This window comes from Streptomyces lusitanus, from assembly GCF_042647945.1.
GTDB classification, from domain to species: domain Bacteria; phylum Actinomycetota; class Actinomycetes; order Streptomycetales; family Streptomycetaceae; genus Streptomyces; species Streptomyces pseudogriseolus.
This window is the reverse complement of sequence record NZ_JBHRWL010000006.1, coordinates 110,107-126,859: the sequence shown is the minus strand read 5'-3', so window position 1 is coordinate 126,859 and position 16,753 is coordinate 110,107. Positions and strand designations below refer to the sequence as shown.

Below are 16,753 nucleotides of genomic sequence, written 5' to 3'. Positions count from 1 at the left end.
CAAACACTTCCGCATCCTCGGATCGCCGATCAGTGGCTCAAGCGGCCCTGAATGCGGACGCCGGCTCCTGCCACGGTGGGAGGCAACGACACACCCACGAGGAGCCGACATGCCACGCAAGCCCATCGACATCACCGTCCCCGACCTGTCCGGCCGGCGCGCCGTCGTCACCGGAGCGAGCGACGGCATGGGGCTGGAGCTGGCGGCGCGACTCGCGGCGGCCGGCGCCGAGGTCGTCATGCCCGTCCGCAACCCGCGCAAGGGAGAGGCGGCGATCGCCACGATCCGTGAGGGGAATCCGACTGCCGACGTGTCGCTGCGCGAGCTCGACCTGTCCTCGCTCAGCTCCGTCGCGGCGCTCGGCAAGACGCTGGCGGACGAGGGGCAGCCGATCCACATCCTCGTCAACAACGCCGGCGTCATGACCCCGCCCGACCGGCAGACGACCGCCGACGGCTTCGAGCTCCAGTTCGGCACGAACCACCTCGGCCATGTCGCCCTCGTCGCCCACCTGCTGCCCCTGCTGCGGGCCGGCGGTGCGCGGGTGACCTCACAGAGCAGCGTCGCCGCGCGCAGCGGCACCATCAACTGGGACGATCTGAACTACGAACGCTCCTACGACGGCATGCGCGCCTACCGTCAGTCGAAGATCGCGTTCGCCCTGTTCGGGCTCGAACTCGACCGGCGCAGCCGTGCCCACGGCTGGGGCATCACCAGCAACATCGCGCATCCCGGCGTCGCCCCGACGAGCCTGCTGGCCGCCCGCCCGGAGGTCGGCCGCGGCAGCGACACCGCGGCCTTGCGCGTGATCAAGGCCCTCTCCCGGCGCGGCATCCTCCTCGGCACCCCGCGGACCGCGATGCTCCCCGCCCTGTACGCCGCCACCTCGCCGGACGTCCGGGGCGAGCTGTTCTACGGGCCCCAGGGCCCTGGCAACCTCGGCGGAGCCCCGGGGCAGCAGGCGCTGTGGCGTCCCCTGCGCAGCGCCGAGGAGGCCGCCCGCGTCTGGCGGATCTCCCAGGAGCTCGCCGAGGTCCGCTTCCCCGGCAGCTGACGCCGACCTTCACCGACGCTCACCGCACGGCGAGGCCGTACGGGGGGACCCGTGAGCGAGGCCGTACGGGGGCGTAAGGGGGGATCGGCAGGCCGTGGATACGCGCGTCCACGGGCGGTAGAAGTGAACCAGCACGGAAGGAGGTGCGGCATGGAGATCGACCGAAGCGGACTGGCGGAGTTCCTCCGCAGCCGCCGCGCGGCGCTGCAACCCGAGGACGTCGGCCTGCCGCGCGGCCGACGCCGCCGGACCAGCGGGCTGCGGCGGGAGGAAGCCGCCCTGCTGTGCAGCATGTCGACCGACTACTACGCGCGTCTCGAGAGGGAGCGCGGCCCGCGGCCGTCCGAACAGATGATCGCCTCCATCGCGCAGGGGCTCCACCTCTCCCTCGACGAGCGCGACCACCTGTTCCGTCTCGCCGGCCACCACCCACCCGCGCGCGGCCCGGCCAGCGAACACATCAGCCCCGGTCTGCTGCGCATCCTCGACCGCCTTCAGGACACCCCCGCCGAGATCGTCACCGAGCTCGGCGAAACCCTGCGGCAGACCCCGCTCGGCGTCGCCCTCACCGGTGACCTGACCGTCTACCAGGGCCCGGCCCGCAGCCTCGGCTACCGTTGGTTCACCGACCCCGCCACCCGCCGGCTCTACGCCGACGACGAACACGCCTTCCTCAGCCGCCTGTTCGCCTCCGGCCTGCGTTCCCTGGTCGCCCAGCGGGGCCCCGGCTCCCGGGCGGCCCACCTCGCCGACCTGCTCCTGGCGCAGAGCGAGGAGTTCACGAAGGTGTGGAACGACCACGAGATCGGCCTGCGCCCCCGCGAGGTCAAACGCTTCAACCACCCCGAGCTCGGCATCATGGAGCTGAGCTGCCAGACGCTCCTCGATCCCGACCAGTCACATCTGCTGCTCGTCTACACCGCCGTTCCCGGCAGCGAGAGTCACGAGAAGCTGCAACTGCTGTCCGTGATGGGGCCGCAGACGGTGCACTGAGCCGACCCGGACAGGTCGTCCCGGAAGTGCCGCCGCACCCTTCCCCGACCCGTTGACGCGCAGGTCGTTCAGGGGGCGGCGGCACCGTCACCTCAGATGTCCCGGAAGATCTCGATCTGCGCCCCGATCGAGTTCAGCCGCTCCGCCAGGTCCTCGTACCCGCGGTTGATGACGTACACGTTGCGCAGCACCGACGTGCCCTCGGCCGCCATCATGGCGAGCAGGACGACGACGGCCGGGCGGAGGGCCGGCGGGCACATCATCTCGGCCGCGCGCCAGCGGGTCGGGCCCTCGACCAGGACGCGGTGCGGGTCCAGCAACTGGAGCCGTCCGCCGAGGCGGTTGAGGTCGGTCAGGTAGATGGCGCGGTTGTCGTAGACCCAGTCGTGGATCAGCGTCTTGCCCTGCGCCACCGCCGCGATCGCCGCGAAGAACGGCACGTTGTCGATGTTCAGGCCCGGGAACGGCATCGGGTGGATCTTGTCGATCGGCGCCTCCAGCTTGGAGGGCCGGACGGTGAGGTCCACCAGCCGGGTGCGGCCGTTGTCCGCGAAGTACTCCGGCGTGCGGTCGTGGTCGAGGCCCATCTCCTCCAGGACCGCCAGCTCGATCTCCAGGAACTCGATCGGCACCCGGCGGACCGTCAGCTCCGACTCCGTCACCACCGCCGCCGCGACCAGGCTCATCGCCTCGACCGGGTCCTCGGAGGGGGAGTAGTCGACGTCCACGTCGATCTTCGGCACGCCGTGCACGGTGAGCGTCGTCGTGCCGATGCCGTCGACCTTGACGCCCAGCGCCTCCAGGAAGAAGCACAGGTCCTGGACCATGTAGTTGGAGGACGCGTTGCGGATGACGGTCGTGCCGTCGTGCCGCGCGGCGGCCAGCAGGGCGTTCTCGGTGACCGTGTCCCCGCGCTCGGTCAGCACGATCGGGCGGTCCGGGGCGACGGCGCGGTCGACGACCGCGTGGTACTGGCCCTCCGTCGCCGCGATGTCCAGGCCGAACCGGCGCAGCGCGATCATGTGCGGCTCCACCGTGCGGGTGCCGAGGTCGCAGCCGCCGGCGTACGGCAGCATGAAGCGGTCCATGCGGTGCAGCAGCGGGCCGAGGAACATGATGATGGAGCGGGTACGGCGGGCCGCCTCCGCGTCGATCGCGGCGAGGTCCAGCTCGGCCGGGGGCACGATCTCCAGGTCGACGCCGTCGTTGATCCAGCGGGTGCGCACGCCGATGGAGTTCAGCACCTCCAGGAGGCGGTACACCTCCTCGATGCGGGCGACGCGGCGCAGCACCGTGCGCCCGCTGTTGAGCAGCGAGGCGCACAGCAGTGCCACGCACGCGTTCTTGCTCGTCTTGACGTCGATGGCGCCGGAGAGCCGGCGGCCGCCCACCACCCGCAGGTGCATCGGGCCCGCGTAGCCCAGGGAGACGATCTCACTGTCCAGCGCCTCGCCGATGCGGGCGATCATCTCAAGGCTGATGTTCTGGTTGCCGCGCTCGATCCGGTTGACGGCGCTCTGACTGGTGCCGAGCGCCTCGGCGAGCTGCGTCTGTGTCCAGCCGCGGTGCTGTCTGGCGTCACGGATGAGCTTGCCGATGCGTACGAGGTAGTCGTCTGCCATGAGGTTGAGGCTATCTCAGATATGAGATGGCACCTCTTGGGGGGTCCATTCGGGTGACAGTCGGGTGATGTGACGTCAATGTTCCCCGACTATCCGCCGGTCCGACGGCTGCGGGTGGTGCGCCGCCACCCGAAAGGTCCGGGCAAATCCATTGATGTCGTACGACGTCCGGTACTGCTCCGGGTGTGCCGGGGGCCGTTCTTCCCGCCGGTGGTGATGGACCACGACTTCTTGTTGATGTTCAGCCGCACCCCCGGAAGGATCCGGAAACTCTTGCGGAACGTGAGGGGCATCCTCGCCTCCCTGCTCGGTGGTCGGGCCTGTCGTGACTGACTGTGCCTCAGTCGGATACCCCGGTCTTCGGCCGTGATGACTCCAAGGCCGTGTCGGCCACGTCAGCCATGCCGGCCGCGTCGGCCGCGCAGGCCGCGTCAGCCGTGTCGGCCATGGCGCCGAGCCGCCCGCGGCGGGAGGCTGGAGGGAGGAAAGGTGAAAACGTGCCCGCGAGGGCACGGAAAGGGCGCACCGGAACCCGGGCATGACCATTCCGCGCCCGTGTACTAGAGTTATCTCGACATCGAGATATCTGCCGAGGCGCACCGCGGTCGCCACTCAAGTTAGGCATACCTAACTTAGCCTGACCTCACCGGAACGGCCAAGCCGGCGTGGCGGCACGATTGACGGTGGTACGCGCACATCAATGAAGGAGACTGTCGTGTCGGCGAACAGCTTCGACGCCCGCAGCACGCTGCAGGTGGGCGACGAGTCGTACGAGATCTTCCGGCTGGACAAGGTCGAGGGCTCCGCGCGCCTTCCCTACAGCCTGAAGGTGCTGCTGGAGAACCTCCTCCGCACCGAGGACGGCGCGAACATCACCGCCGACCACATCCGCGCCCTGGGCGGCTGGGACTCCCAGGCGCAGCCGTCGCAGGAGATCCAGTTCACGCCGGCCCGCGTGATCATGCAGGACTTCACCGGCGTGCCCTGTGTCGTCGACCTCGCCACGATGCGTGAGGCCGTGAAGGAGCTCGGCGGCGATCCGAACAAGATCAACCCGCTCTCCCCGGCCGAGATGGTCATCGACCACTCCGTCATCGCCGACAAGTTCGGCACCAACGACGCCTTCAAGCAGAACGTCGACCTGGAGTACGGCCGCAACAAGGAGCGCTACCAGTTCCTGCGCTGGGGCCAGACCGCGTTCGACGACTTCAAGGTCGTCCCGCCCGGCACCGGCATCGTCCACCAGGTGAACATCGAGCACCTGGCCCGCGTCGTCATGGTCCGCGACGGCAAGGCGTACCCCGACACCCTGGTCGGCACCGACTCGCACACCACGATGGTCAACGGCCTGGGCGTCCTCGGCTGGGGCGTCGGCGGCATCGAGGCCGAGGCGGCCATGCTCGGCCAGCCGGTCTCCATGCTGATCCCGCGCGTCGTCGGCTTCAAGCTCACCGGTGAGCTCAAGCCCGGCACCACCGCCACCGACCTCGTGCTCACCATCACCGAGATGCTGCGCAAGCACGGCGTCGTCGGCAAGTTCGTCGAGTTCTACGGCGAGGGCGTGGCCGCGACCTCCCTGGCCAACCGCGCCACCATCGGCAACATGTCGCCGGAGTTCGGCTCCACCGCCGCGATCTTCCCCGTGGACGACGAGACGCTGAGCTACCTGCGTCTGACCGGCCGCTCCGAGCAGCAGGTCGCGCTCGTCGAGGCGTATGCCAAGGAGCAGGGTCTCTGGCTGGACCCGAAGGCCGAGCCGGACTTCTCCGAGAAGCTCGAGCTGGACCTCGCCACGGTCGTCCCGTCCATCGCCGGACCGAAGCGCCCGCAGGACCGCATCGTCCTCGCCGACGCCAAGGCCCAGTTCGCCCAGGACGTGCGCAACTACGTCAAGGACGGCGGCGACGTCGACGAGGCCGGCCAGGAGTCCTTCCCGGCCTCCGACGCCCCGGCCATCTCCAACGGCGCCCCGTCGCACCCGGTCGAGGTGACCGCCCCCGACGGCACCACCTACACCCTGGACCACGGCGCGGTGACGGTCGCGGCCATCACCTCCTGCACCAACACCTCCAACCCGTACGTCATGGTCGCCGCCGCGCTGGTGGCCAAGAAGGCGGTGGAGAAGGGCCTGACCCGCAAGCCGTGGGTCAAGACCACCCTCGCCCCGGGCTCCAAGGTCGTCACCGACTACTTCGAGAAGGCGGGCCTGACCCCCTACCTCGACAAGGTCGGCTTCAACCTGGTCGGTTACGGCTGCACCACCTGCATCGGCAACTCCGGCCCGCTGCCGGAGGAGGTCTCCAAGGCCGTCAACGAGCACGACCTCGCCGTCACCTCGGTGCTGTCCGGCAACCGCAACTTCGAGGGCCGGATCAACCCCGACGTCAAGATGAACTACCTGGCGTCCCCGCCGCTGGTCGTCGCCTACGCGATCGCCGGTTCCATGAAGGTGGACATCACCCGCGAGGCCCTCGGATACGACCAGGACAACAACCCGGTCTTCCTGAAGGACATCTGGCCCTCCGAGGCCGAGGTCAACGACGTCGTGGCGAACGCCATCGGCGAGGACATGTTCTCCAAGTCCTACGCCGACGTCTTCGCCGGCGACGCCCAGTGGCAGGCGCTGCCGGTCCCGACCGGCGACACCTTCGAGTGGGACGCCGAGTCCACCTACGTCCGCAAGCCCCCGTACTTCGAGGGCATGCAGATGGACCCGGCCCCGGTCGAGGACATCACCGGCGCCCGCGTGCTGGCCAAGCTGGGCGACTCGGTCACCACCGACCACATCTCCCCGGCCGGCGCCATCAAGGCCGACACCCCGGCCGGCCAGTACCTCACGGAGCACGGCATCGAGCGCCGCGACTTCAACAGCTACGGCTCCCGCCGCGGCAACCACGAGGTCATGATCCGCGGTACGTTCGCCAACATCCGCCTGCGCAACCAGATCGCGCCGGGCACCGAGGGCGGCTACACGCGTGACTTCACGCAGGAGGGCGGCCCGGTCTCCTTCATCTACGACGCCTCGCAGAACTACCAGGCCGCCGGCGTCCCGCTGGTCGTCCTGGCCGGCAAGGAGTACGGCTCCGGCTCGTCCCGCGACTGGGCGGCCAAGGGCACCGCGCTCCTCGGCGTCAAGGCCGTCATCGCCGAGTCGTACGAGCGCATCCACCGCTCGAACCTCATCGGCATGGGCGTCCTGCCGCTCCAGTTCCCCGAGGGCCACACCGCGGAGTCCCTCGGCCTGACCGGCGAGGAGACCTTCTCCGTCTCCGGCGTCACCGCGCTCAACGAGGGCACCACCCCGCGCACGGTGAAGGTCACCACCGACACGGGCGTCGAGTTCGACGCGGTCGTCCGCATCGACACCCCCGGTGAGGCCGACTACTACCGCAACGGCGGCATCCTGCAGTACGTGCTGCGCAGCCTGATCCGCAAGTAAGCGGCAGGCAGGGCATGTCAGGGCCGCACCCCCGCCCGGGGGTGCGGCCCTCACGCGTACGCGCGGTAACCGTTTACAACACCGTTCCCCGGCGCTACCGTCCCTTCCACGGACGAGGTGGGAGCGCTCCCATGAGCGTGGCGGACCGGAACCCGTCGCCGGGGCGCCGCCACCTCGTCCGGCCCTCGCCCCGCCATCCGTCGACCCCACCGCCGCGGACGGAAGTGCCATGACCGCGCCTACGAAGCAGTACGGTGCCGGCGCCCCGCCGACGCTGCGCACCGGCAGCAGGGTGCTGTTCCTCGCCCTGGTCTGCCTGCTGGCCGCCCTCCCGGCGGCGGGCCTGGCCCTGACCTCCGGCGCCGCCACCCACCCCAGCCCCGGCACACTGCCCCGCGCCGACATGCTCGGCCTGCTGTGCCACCGGGACGCGCCATCGGCCGCCGGGACGGCGGGAACCGCCACCGGGACCACAGGCGCCACCGCGCGCCCCCTCCCCGCGCGCCCCCTCCCCGCGCCCGTCGAGCCGTGAGCGGGGCCGTCCGGAGGCCGCGAGTCGCCGCGCCGCACACCGCGCCCGTCCCCTCACGCCCCCAACACCTCCCGCAGCCACCCCAGTTGCCGTCGCACATGCACCGCGTCCCCGCCCTCGTGCCCGTTGAAGGGATAGGCGTGCAGGACCTTCTTCTCCTGTCCGCCCGTCAGCTCCGCGTACCGGTTGCAGGCCGCGTACGCCCCGCTCGGCGGGCACACCGTGTCGCGCAGGCCCACGCCGAAGTGGGCCGGGGCGTGGGCGCGGCGGGCGAAGGAGATGCCCTCGACGTAGGACAGGGTGCGGCAGGCCGCCTCCACCGCGCCCCGGTGCACGGCGAGATACGCGCTGATCTCGCCGTACGGAGAAGCGTCCGTGAGGTCCAGGGCGCGGCGGATCCCGCACAGGAAGGGGGCGGTGACCAGGACCGCCGCGAGGTCCGGGACCAGTCCCGCGACCGCCAGCGCGACGCCCCCGCCCTGGCTGTTGCCCACCGCCGCGATCCGCGAGGAATCCACGCCGGGCAGCGCGCGTACGGCGTCCACCGCGCGCACCGCGTCGGTGATCAGCCGGCGGTAGTGGTAGGTGTGCGGATCGAGCAGCCCGCGCACCGCCGGTCCGGGACCGCCCGGCGCGCCGGTGTGCGGGTCGGGGGTGGCCCCGCCGCACCCGTACTGGTCGCCCTGACCCCGGTTGTCCATCAGCAGATGCGCGTACCCGGCGTTGACCCAGGTCAGGCGTTCGTGGGGGAGGCCTCGTCCGCGTCCGTACCCGGCGAACTCCACGACGGCCGGCAGCGGTTCGGTCACCCCCGCCGGGCGGCTGAACCATCCGCGCACCGGGTCGCCCGCGAAGCCGCGGAAGGTCACGTCCCAGGTCTCGGTCAGCCGCAGCCCGCTGTCCACGGGGTCGGCCAGGACCAGTGCGTCCCCCGCGTCCGCCGCCTCCTCGAGCGTGCGCTTCCAGAACGCGTCGAAGTCCGCGGGTTCGGCGACGTCCGGACGATGGCGTTCCAGGTCGGCCGGGGGCAGGTCGATCGCGGGCACACGGCACCTCGGGGAGTCGGACGGACGGCACCTCCGATCGTTGCGGGCGTGCCGCAGAAATTTCGGTGACGGTAACAGATCACGGCCGCATTCCACAGCGCTCCGTCCGGACTTTCGCGCGGCGGTGACGTCGGCAAAAGCCGCCTGTGCGCCAGCCATTGACACGACTGACCGCGGCTCATACGGTGCCGCGGAGTTTCCGGAAGTTGTTCGAAAATTTCGGTTCCGTGTCAGGCGCGGGAGGCCCGAGCATGAGCAGCTCCACCACGTCGGCTTCACCTCCGGGCACCCAGGACACCCCGCCGACGCCTCCGCCCCGCCGCCGTACCCGGTCGCCCTCGCCCACCGGCCGGCGGCGCGCGCTGCGCAAGGACTGGCAGCTCTACTCGCTGGCCGTGCTGCCGCTGCTGTTCTTCCTGGTGTTCCGCTATCTGCCGATGATCGGCAACGTGATCGCGTTCCGCCGGTTCGAGCCGGGCGGTTCGATCCTCGGCGAGTACTGGGTGGGCCTGCGCTACGTCGAGATGTTCCTGTCCGACCCGACGTTCTGGCAGGTCTTCCGGAACACCCTGTGGATCGGCGGGCTGACGCTCCTGTTCTGCTTCCCGGTCCCGATCGTGCTCGCCCTGCTGCTCAACGAGGTCCGCCGCAGGTCGTTGAAACGATTCGTGCAGTCGGTGTCCTACCTGCCGCACTTCCTGTCCGTCGTGATCGTCGCCGGCATCACGATGCAGCTGCTCGCCACGGACGGCCCGGTCAACCATGTCCTCGGCTGGTTCGGGCACGACCCCGTCCGGTTCATCCAGGAGGCCGGCTGGTTCCGCACCCTCTACGTCGGCTCCGAGATCTGGCAGACCGCCGGCTGGGGCACGATCCTCTACCTCGCCGCGCTCACCACCATCGACGAGGACCTCTACGAGGCCGCCCGGATCGACGGCGCGAACCGCTGGCGGCAGACCTGGCACGTCACCCTGCCCGGCATCCGCCCCACCATGATCACGCTGCTGATCCTCAACATCGGCACGTTCCTGGCCGTCGGCTTCGAGAAGGTCCTGCTGCTGTACAACCCGCTGACGTACCCCACCGCCGACGTGATCTCCACCTACCTCTACCGCACCGGAGTGGAGTCCAACAGCTTCAGCTACGCCGCCGCGATCGGCCTGTTCGAGGCCGTCATCGGCCTGGTGCTGATCACCTCGGCCAACCAGCTGTCGCGCCGCACGGTCGGGACGAGCCTGTGGTGAGCACGATCCGCCCCTCCTGGGGATACCGCGTCTTCCAGGGCGTCAACGGCGTGATCCTCACCCTGGTCGTGCTGATCACCCTGTACCCGTTCGTCAACATCGTCGCCCGCTCGTTCAGCGGCGAGAAGGAGATCCGCGCCGGTGACGTGACGCTGTGGCCGAAGGGCCTCAACCTCACCACGTACGAGATCGTCTTCAACGACTCGATGTTCTGGCGCAATTACGGCAACACCGTGTTCTACACGGTGGTCTCCACCGCCGTCGCCATGGTGCTGACCACCTGCTACGCCTACGTGCTGTCCAAGCACCGGCTCAGGGGCCGCGGCGCGCTGGTCGGCATCGCCGTGTTCACCATGTTCTTCACCGGCGGTCTCATCCCGAACTACGTCCTGATCACCAGCCTCGGACTGAAGAACAGCGTGTGGGCGATCGCCCTGCCGAACGCGATCAGCGTCTTCAACCTGCTGGTGATGAAGGCCTTCTTCGAGAGCCTGCCGTCGGAGCTGGAGGAGGCCGCGCAGATCGACGGTCTGAGCACCTACGGCATCCTGCTGCGGATCGTGCTGCCGCTGTCCAAGGCGGTCGTCGCGACCATGGTGCTCTTCTACTCGGTGTCCTTCTGGAACTCCTGGTTCTCGGCCTTCCTCTACATGGACCGCACCGAGCTGATGCCGGTCACGGTGTATCTGCGCAACCTCCTCGCGGGCGCCACCGCGGGCACCGGAGCCGGCGCCACCACCGAGAACCTCACCCAGGTCAACGCCAACATCCAGGCGGTGACGATCGTCCTCACCTCGCTGCCGATCCTCTGCGTGTACCCGTTCGTGCAGCGCTACTTCGTCTCCGGCGTGATGCTCGGCGCGGTCAAGGGCTGACGGCCGCACCCCTTCCCCCCATCTCACCTCAGGGAGTTCCCCGTGAAGAACACCGGACAGCTCTCCCGGCGCCAGATCCTCGCCGCCGCGGGCCTCGCCGGCCTCGCCGGCCTGACCGGCTGCGGCAGCGGCGGCGGCGAGGACGCCAAGGACCTGTCGAAGAAGCGCACGGGCGCCATGAAGAACTACCGCGCCGGGCAGCAGTTCAAGGCCACCGAACCGCTCACCTTCTCCGTCCTGCACAACGACAACCCGGTCTACCCGATGAAGGAGAGCTGGCTGTTCTGGAAGGAGCTCACCCGGCGCACCGGTGTCACCCTGGACGCCACCCCGGTCCCGCTCAGCGACTACGAGAAGAAGCGCAGCCTCCTCATCGGCGCGGGCGACGCCCCGCTGCTGATCCCCAAGACCTACCCGGGCGCGGAGACAGCGTTCGTCTCCTCCGGCGCGATCCTGCCGGTCAGCGACTACCTCGACCTGATGCCCAACTTCCAGGACAAGGTCAGAAGATGGAACCTCCAGCCGGAGGTCGACTCGCTGCGTCAGTCCGACGGCCGCTCCTACCTGCTGCCCGGCCTGCACGAGAAGGTCCGCCAGCAGTACTCGCTGTCCTTCCGCACCGACGTCCTCGACAGGCACGGCCTCGCCCTGCCCGCCACCTGGGACGAGGTGTACACCACCCTCAAGGCGCTCCGTGCGGAGTACCCCGACCGCTACCCGCTCACCGACCGCTGGAGCACCAACACACCCTTCCCGGCGGGCGCGCTGTTCCAGTACCTCGGGCAGGCGCACGGCGTCCGGGCCGGCTGGTCGTACCTCAACACCACCTGGGACGCCAAGGCGGGCGCGTTCGTCTTCACCGGCGCCACGGACGCCTTCCGCCAGGTCGTGGAGTATCTGCGCCGGCTGGTCGCCGAGCAGCTGATGGACCCGGAGAGCTTCACCCAGACCGACGAGGAGGCGGTCAGGAAGCTGCTGGGGGAGAAGGCCTTCGCGATCAGCGCCAACGCGCAGGAGCTGGTGCAGAACTACCGCTACAACCTCCAGCGGCAGGTGAAGGGCGCCACCATCGAGATGATCCCGGTGCCGCTCGGCCCGGCCGGCCCGGTCGTCATGGGCGGCGGACGCCTGGAGAACGGCATGATGATCTCCAGCAAGGCGCTGGAACGGGACGACTTCGTCGCCCTGATGCAGTTCGTGGACTGGCTCTGGTACTCCGACGCCGGCCAGGAGTTCTGCAAGTGGGGCGTGGAGAACACCACGTTCACCCGCTCCGGCACCGCGGGATACCGGCTCCGGCCCGGCATCTCCCTCATGGGCTCCGACCCCAGAGCCCCGAAGGACCTGCAGAAGGACTTCGGCTTCTACAACGGCGTGTTCACCTACGGCGGCAGCTGGGCCCTGGTGTCCTCCTCCTTCAGCCCCGACGAGAAGAAGTTCACCGACGCGATGGCCGCGCGCAGGGAACTGCCCACCGACCCGCCGCACCCGCTGCGCGCCGAGGAGCAGGAGCAGGCCACCCTCTGGGACACCCCGCTGAAGGACCACGTCACCCAGAACGCCCTGCGCTTCGTCCTCGGCAAGCGTCCCCTCTCCGAGTGGGACGACTACGTCAAGGAGCTCAAGGCCAAGAACATGGACCGCTACATCGAGCTGCACAACCAGGCGTACGAGCGGTTCAAGAAGGAGAACACGTGATCCGCGTGCCCGCGGAACCGGCCGGGCGGCTGTCGGACGCCTGGCGCGCCTGCGTCGGCAGCGGCCGGCTGGACCTCGTCCTGCGCCGCGACCACCAGGACTCCCTCGCCCTGCTCCAACGCGACATCGGCTTCCGCCACCTGCGCGGCCACGGCCTGCTCAGCGACGGCATGGGCGTCCACCGCCCCTACGAGTGGCAGGGCGCCCGCCTCACCCACCACTCGTTCACCTACCTCGACCAGGTGCTCGACGCCCTCCTCGCCGTCGGCATCCGCCCCTTCCTCGAACTGGGCTTCATGCCGCGCGAGACGGCCTCCGGCACACAGACGGTGTTCTGGTGGGAGGGCAACGTCACCCCGCCCGCCGACGACAAGGAGTGGACCCGCCTGGTGCGCGCGGTCCTCACCCACCTTCTCGACCGCTACGGACTCGACGAGGTGCGCACCTGGCCCGTCGAGGTGTGGAACGAGCCGGACCTGCCGCAGTTCTGGCAGAACGCCGACGAGGCGGCCTACCACCGGCTGTACGAGGCGACGGCGCACACCGTGAAGGAGGTGGACGCGGAACTCACGGTCGGCGGACCGGCGCTGTCACCGGCCGCCGACGGCTGGCTGGAGCGGTTCGCCGCGTTCGCCGAACGCCGGGACGTGCCCGTCGACTTCGTGTCCCGGCACGCCTACACCTCCGGACCCGCGCGGCACGTCCCGTTCGGCGTGCACCAGACCCTCGCCCCGGCGAGCACCCTGCTCGACCAGTTCGCCCAGCCGCGCACGGCCCTCGCGGGCACCCGCCTGGCCGGACTGCCCGTCCACATCACGGAGTTCAACTCCTCCTACCGGCCCGACAACCCCGTCCACGACACCGCGTTCCACGCCGCCTACCTCGCCCCGGTGGTGGCGGCGGGCGGCGACCACGCCGACTCCTTCTCCTACTGGACCTCCAGCGACGTCTTCGAGGAGACCGGCATCCCCACCGCCCTGTTCCACGGCGGCTTCGGCCTGCTCACCCACCGCCAGGTCCGCAAGCCCACCTACCACCTGTACGCGTTCATGGCGCGGCTGGGCGAGGAGCGACTGGCGCGCGGGGACCACCACCTGGTGACCCGGCACGCCGACGGCCGGATCGCCGTCCTCGCCTGGGCCCCCGTCGACCCCGCCGGCCGCGCCCCGGGCCCGGACCGGCACACCCTGCGCCTGTCCCTCCCCGTCGGCGGCCAGGGACGCGGCGAGGTGTTCGTGCGCCGCTCCTCCGTCGACGAGGAACGCGGCAACGCCCGCACCGCCTGGCGGCACATGGGCTCCCCCCGCTCCCCGCGCCCCGGACAGCTCGACATGCTGCACGAGGCCGCCGAGCCCGCCCGCAGCCACCAGCGGCTGCCCGTCGAGGACGGCCGGACCGACCTCACCGTCACCCTGGCCCGCCACGAGATCACCCTCGTCGAGCTGACCCCGGTCGACGACGAGACCCCGCCCTGGTGGCACGAGCGGCGGCTGCCCGGCGGGGAGGCGGCATGAGCACCGTACGCGCCGACGCCTTCGGCACCGGCCCGCTCTCCCGGGCCGCCGCCCTGATCCACACCCTCCTCACCGTCGAGGCCCTGCTGCTGCTCACCGCCGCGCCGGGCCTCGCCGGCCTCTTCCTGCTCGCCCCCGACCCGGCCAACCTGCCGCCCGCCGCCCTCTGCCTGCTGCCCCTCGGCCCGTCCGCCGCCGCGGCCCTCCACGCCCTGCACCACCGCGGCGGCGACCTCACCGAACTCCGCCCGGCCCGCGCCTTCCTGCACGGCTGGCGGATCAACGCCGTACCCGCGCTGAAGCTGTGGGCGCCGCTGCTCGGCTGGCTCACCGTCATCGCGTTCACCCTCACCCACTTCCCGGCCAGCGGACTGCCCGGCTGGTGGGCGTTCCTGCTCGCCGTGACCGGCGTGGGAAGCCTGCTGTGGGGCGCCCACGCGCTGGTCCTCACCGCCCTGTTCGCCTTCCGCGCCCGCGACACGGCCCGCCTCGCCGCCTACTTCCTGCTGAGGCGGCCCCGGGCCACCCTGGGCGCCCTGTCCCTGCTGATCCTGACGGCCGCCGGCACCGCACTGCTCACCGAGGCGCTGCCCGCCCTGCTCGCCGCGCCGCTGCTGCTGTCGCTGCTGCGCGGCAGCCGCCGGGTGATCGAGGAGACCCGGGAGCACTTCACCGCCTGAGGCCGCGCCGCCCGCTCAGTGGACGGTGCGCCCCCGCGCGTCCGGCACCCCGGACTTGCGCAGGAAGTAGCTGTTGATCTGGTCCCGCCACTCGCGGGCGCTGCGCAGCTGCTCCTCGAACCGCTCGGCCACCCGCGCGTGCCGCTCCGGCTCCACCAGGTCCGCGAGGCCCGCCCACACCCGGCGGGCCTCCTCGGCCTCCGCCACGCCCTCGAAGTGGGTGTCGTAGATGTGCTGGATCACCGTCGTGCCGCTGTGCAGCACATGGCCGTACGGGACGTGGTGGAAGAACAGCAGCAGCTCGTCGGGGCAGGTGTCCGGCGACTCGTAGAGCTTCGCCCACGGCTCGGCGTACTGCCCGGCGAAGCCGGTGCCGGTCGCCACGGAGCGGTCGACGCCGACGCCGTCCCGGTCCGCGAAGTGGTAGGTGCCCCAGGGGCTGTACTCGTAGCCGTCCACGGAGGGCCCGTAGTGGTGGCCCGGCTGCACCATGAAGCCCACGCCGAGCGGCGCCGTGTACTTCTCGTACGTCGCCCAGGAGCCGTCCAGGATCGCGTGCAGCCCCTCGGCCAGCCGGGCCGGGGCGCCGGGGTGGGTCAGCGCGATCCACTCGTCGAGGACGGCCCGCGGGTCCGCCTCCGGGTCCCACGCCAGCCGCCCGAAGGCGTACAGGTTGGCCTGGGCGAGCGGATGACCCGTCCAGAACCGGTCGTCGCCCGCGTTGGACACCGCGACCAGACCGTCCGCGAGCCGCCCGGCGCTCGTCCCGCCGGCCGGACGGAACCGCAGCACCTCGCTCCACATCGGGCCCAGCCAGCACACGTGCCGCTGTTGCCCGGTGTACTCCTGGGTGACCTGGAGCTCCACCGCGAGCCGGGTGTCCGGCATCGCGCCGATCAGCGGCGACACCGGCTCGCGCACCTGGAAGTCCATCGGCCCGTGCTTCACCTGGAGCACCACGTTGTCCGCGAACCGGCCGTCCAGCGGGGTGAAATGGTCGTACGCGGCCCGCGCCCGGTCGGTCGAGCGGTCCCGCCAGTCCTGGCGGTGGTCGTAGACGAAGGCCCGCCAGTGCACCGTGCCGCCGTGCGGCTCCAGCGCGGCGGCCAGCATGTTCGCCCCGTCGGCGTGCGAGCGTCCGTAGGCGAAGGGGCCCGGCCGTCCCTCGGAGTCGGCCTTCACCACGAACCCGCCGAAGTCCCCGATCGCCTCGTACACCCGGGCGGTCGCCGCCGCCCACCACGCGCGCACCGCCGGGTCCAGCGGGTCCGCGGTGGGCAGCCCGCCCAGCAGCATCGGCGTCGCGAAACCGACCGACAGATGCGTGCGGATGCCGTACGGCCGCAGCACATCGGCGATCGCGGCCACGTCCCCGAGCCGGTCGGTCAGCAGCCGCGCCTCCGTGGCGTGCACGTTGACGTTGTTGACGGCGACGGCGTTGATCCCGCACGCGGCCAGCAGCCTGCCGTACGCCCGCACCCGGTCGAGGTCCCCGCGCGCCTCGCCGTCCGCCCAGAACAGGGAGCCGCCCGCGTAGCCGCGCTCGACCTGTCCCGTCACCGGGTGCACGGCCACGTTGTCCCAGTGGTCCAGCATGCGGGTGGCGAGGGCGGGCCGGTGCGTGCGTGGCGGCAGGTCCCCGGCGAAGGCGTCCTCGCCGAGCCGCACCACGTGGAACAGCCCGTACAGCAGCCCCCGCCCACCGGACGCGGTCACCGTCGTGACTCCGTCGGCGCGTCCCAGGGTGAAGCCTTCGTCGGCGGGGTTGTCGCCGGTCAGGTCGAGGACCAGCCCGGCGCCTCCGGCGTCCGCGCCGCGGACCGCCTCGCCGCCGAACCGGGCGCAGGCGTCCGCGAGTTCGCGGTGCACGGTGTCGGCCAGGAGGTCCGGACCGCCCCGGACCAGTGAACGGCGGGCGCCGACCGCGCGGAACGCGGCGTCGGGCAGCCAGGCGGCGTCGAAGTCCCCCGGGTCCGTCATGGCGCCATTCTGGTGCACCGGGGGCTTCGGAGGTACCCCGTGGTGAGGAGCCGGAAAGAGAGGCGGGGCCGGACCG

13 protein-coding genes are annotated in these 16,753 nt (G+C 70.9%); 9 read left to right on the top strand and 4 right to left on the bottom strand.

What is annotated here, in order from left to right; all coding sequences use genetic code 11:
- The first annotated feature begins 109 nt into the window (after positions 1 to 109).
- On the top strand, positions 110 to 1,054 hold the full coding sequence (locus ACFOSY_RS10170; protein ID WP_394306419.1) for an SDR family oxidoreductase: 945 nt from the start codon (positions 110 to 112) through the stop codon (positions 1,052 to 1,054).
- A 150-nt stretch (positions 1,055 to 1,204) separates the two neighbouring features.
- Positions 1,205 to 2,047, top strand: coding sequence for a helix-turn-helix transcriptional regulator (locus ACFOSY_RS10165; RefSeq protein ID WP_394306418.1), 843 nt, complete (start codon positions 1,205 to 1,207; stop codon positions 2,045 to 2,047).
- Between the two features lie 92 nt (positions 2,048 to 2,139).
- On the opposite strand, the gene ACFOSY_RS10160 is transcribed toward ACFOSY_RS10165, so the two are convergent.
- A complete protein-coding gene (locus ACFOSY_RS10160; RefSeq protein ID WP_006135941.1) occupies positions 2,140 to 3,669 on the bottom strand; it encodes a helix-turn-helix domain-containing protein in 1,530 nt (509 codons plus the stop codon).
- Positions 3,670 to 3,758: 89 nt separating this feature from the next.
- On the bottom strand, positions 3,759 to 3,962 hold the full coding sequence (locus tag ACFOSY_RS10155; RefSeq protein WP_367420936.1) for a DUF4236 domain-containing protein: 204 nt from the start codon (positions 3,960 to 3,962) through the stop codon (positions 3,759 to 3,761).
- Between the two features lie 422 nt (positions 3,963 to 4,384).
- Between ACFOSY_RS10155 and acnA the strand changes: the two genes are divergently transcribed.
- Positions 4,385 to 7,108: an aconitate hydratase AcnA gene (gene acnA / locus ACFOSY_RS10150; protein ID WP_394306417.1), complete on the top strand. Its 2,724-nt coding sequence runs from the start codon at positions 4,385 to 4,387 to the stop codon at positions 7,106 to 7,108.
- 229 nt (positions 7,109 to 7,337) lie between these two features.
- Complete coding sequence (locus ACFOSY_RS10145; RefSeq protein WP_394306416.1) at positions 7,338 to 7,640, top strand: hypothetical protein; 303 nt, start codon at positions 7,338 to 7,340, stop codon at positions 7,638 to 7,640.
- Between the two features lie 53 nt (positions 7,641 to 7,693).
- On the opposite strand, the gene ACFOSY_RS10140 is transcribed toward ACFOSY_RS10145, so the two are convergent.
- Positions 7,694 to 8,686 (bottom strand): acetylxylan esterase, encoded by a 993-nt coding sequence (locus ACFOSY_RS10140; protein WP_394306415.1) that lies wholly within the window; start codon positions 8,684 to 8,686, stop codon positions 7,694 to 7,696.
- Between the two features lie 251 nt (positions 8,687 to 8,937).
- Between ACFOSY_RS10140 and ACFOSY_RS10135 the strand changes: the two genes are divergently transcribed.
- The 5 genes from ACFOSY_RS10135 to ACFOSY_RS10115 are packed head-to-tail and all read left to right on the top strand — an operon-like array spanning position 8,938 to position 14,697.
- A complete protein-coding gene (locus ACFOSY_RS10135) occupies positions 8,938 to 9,930 on the top strand; it encodes an ABC transporter permease (protein ID WP_394306414.1) in 993 nt (330 codons plus the stop codon).
- Positions 9,924 to 10,805 (top strand): carbohydrate ABC transporter permease, encoded by an 882-nt coding sequence (locus tag ACFOSY_RS10130; RefSeq protein ID WP_394306413.1) that lies wholly within the window; start codon positions 9,924 to 9,926, stop codon positions 10,803 to 10,805. Before ACFOSY_RS10135 ends, ACFOSY_RS10130 begins: the two co-directional genes overlap by 7 nt.
- 42 nt (positions 10,806 to 10,847) lie before the next feature.
- Entirely contained in the window at positions 10,848 to 12,503 is a 1,656-nt protein-coding gene (locus ACFOSY_RS10125; protein WP_394306412.1) for an ABC transporter substrate-binding protein, read from the top strand.
- A complete protein-coding gene (locus ACFOSY_RS10120; protein ID WP_394306411.1) occupies positions 12,500 to 14,017 on the top strand; it encodes a GH39 family glycosyl hydrolase in 1,518 nt (505 codons plus the stop codon). The genes ACFOSY_RS10125 and ACFOSY_RS10120 overlap by 4 nt, the downstream gene beginning before the upstream one ends.
- Positions 14,014 to 14,697, top strand: a complete 684-nt coding sequence (locus tag ACFOSY_RS10115) for a hypothetical protein (protein WP_394306410.1) — start codon at positions 14,014 to 14,016, stop codon at positions 14,695 to 14,697. Before ACFOSY_RS10120 ends, ACFOSY_RS10115 begins: the two co-directional genes overlap by 4 nt.
- Before the next feature lie 15 nt (positions 14,698 to 14,712).
- On the opposite strand, the gene ACFOSY_RS10110 is transcribed toward ACFOSY_RS10115, so the two are convergent.
- Complete coding sequence (locus ACFOSY_RS10110; protein WP_394306409.1) at positions 14,713 to 16,677, bottom strand: alpha-glucuronidase; 1,965 nt, start codon at positions 16,675 to 16,677, stop codon at positions 14,713 to 14,715.
- Positions 16,678 to 16,753 lie beyond the last annotated feature (76 nt).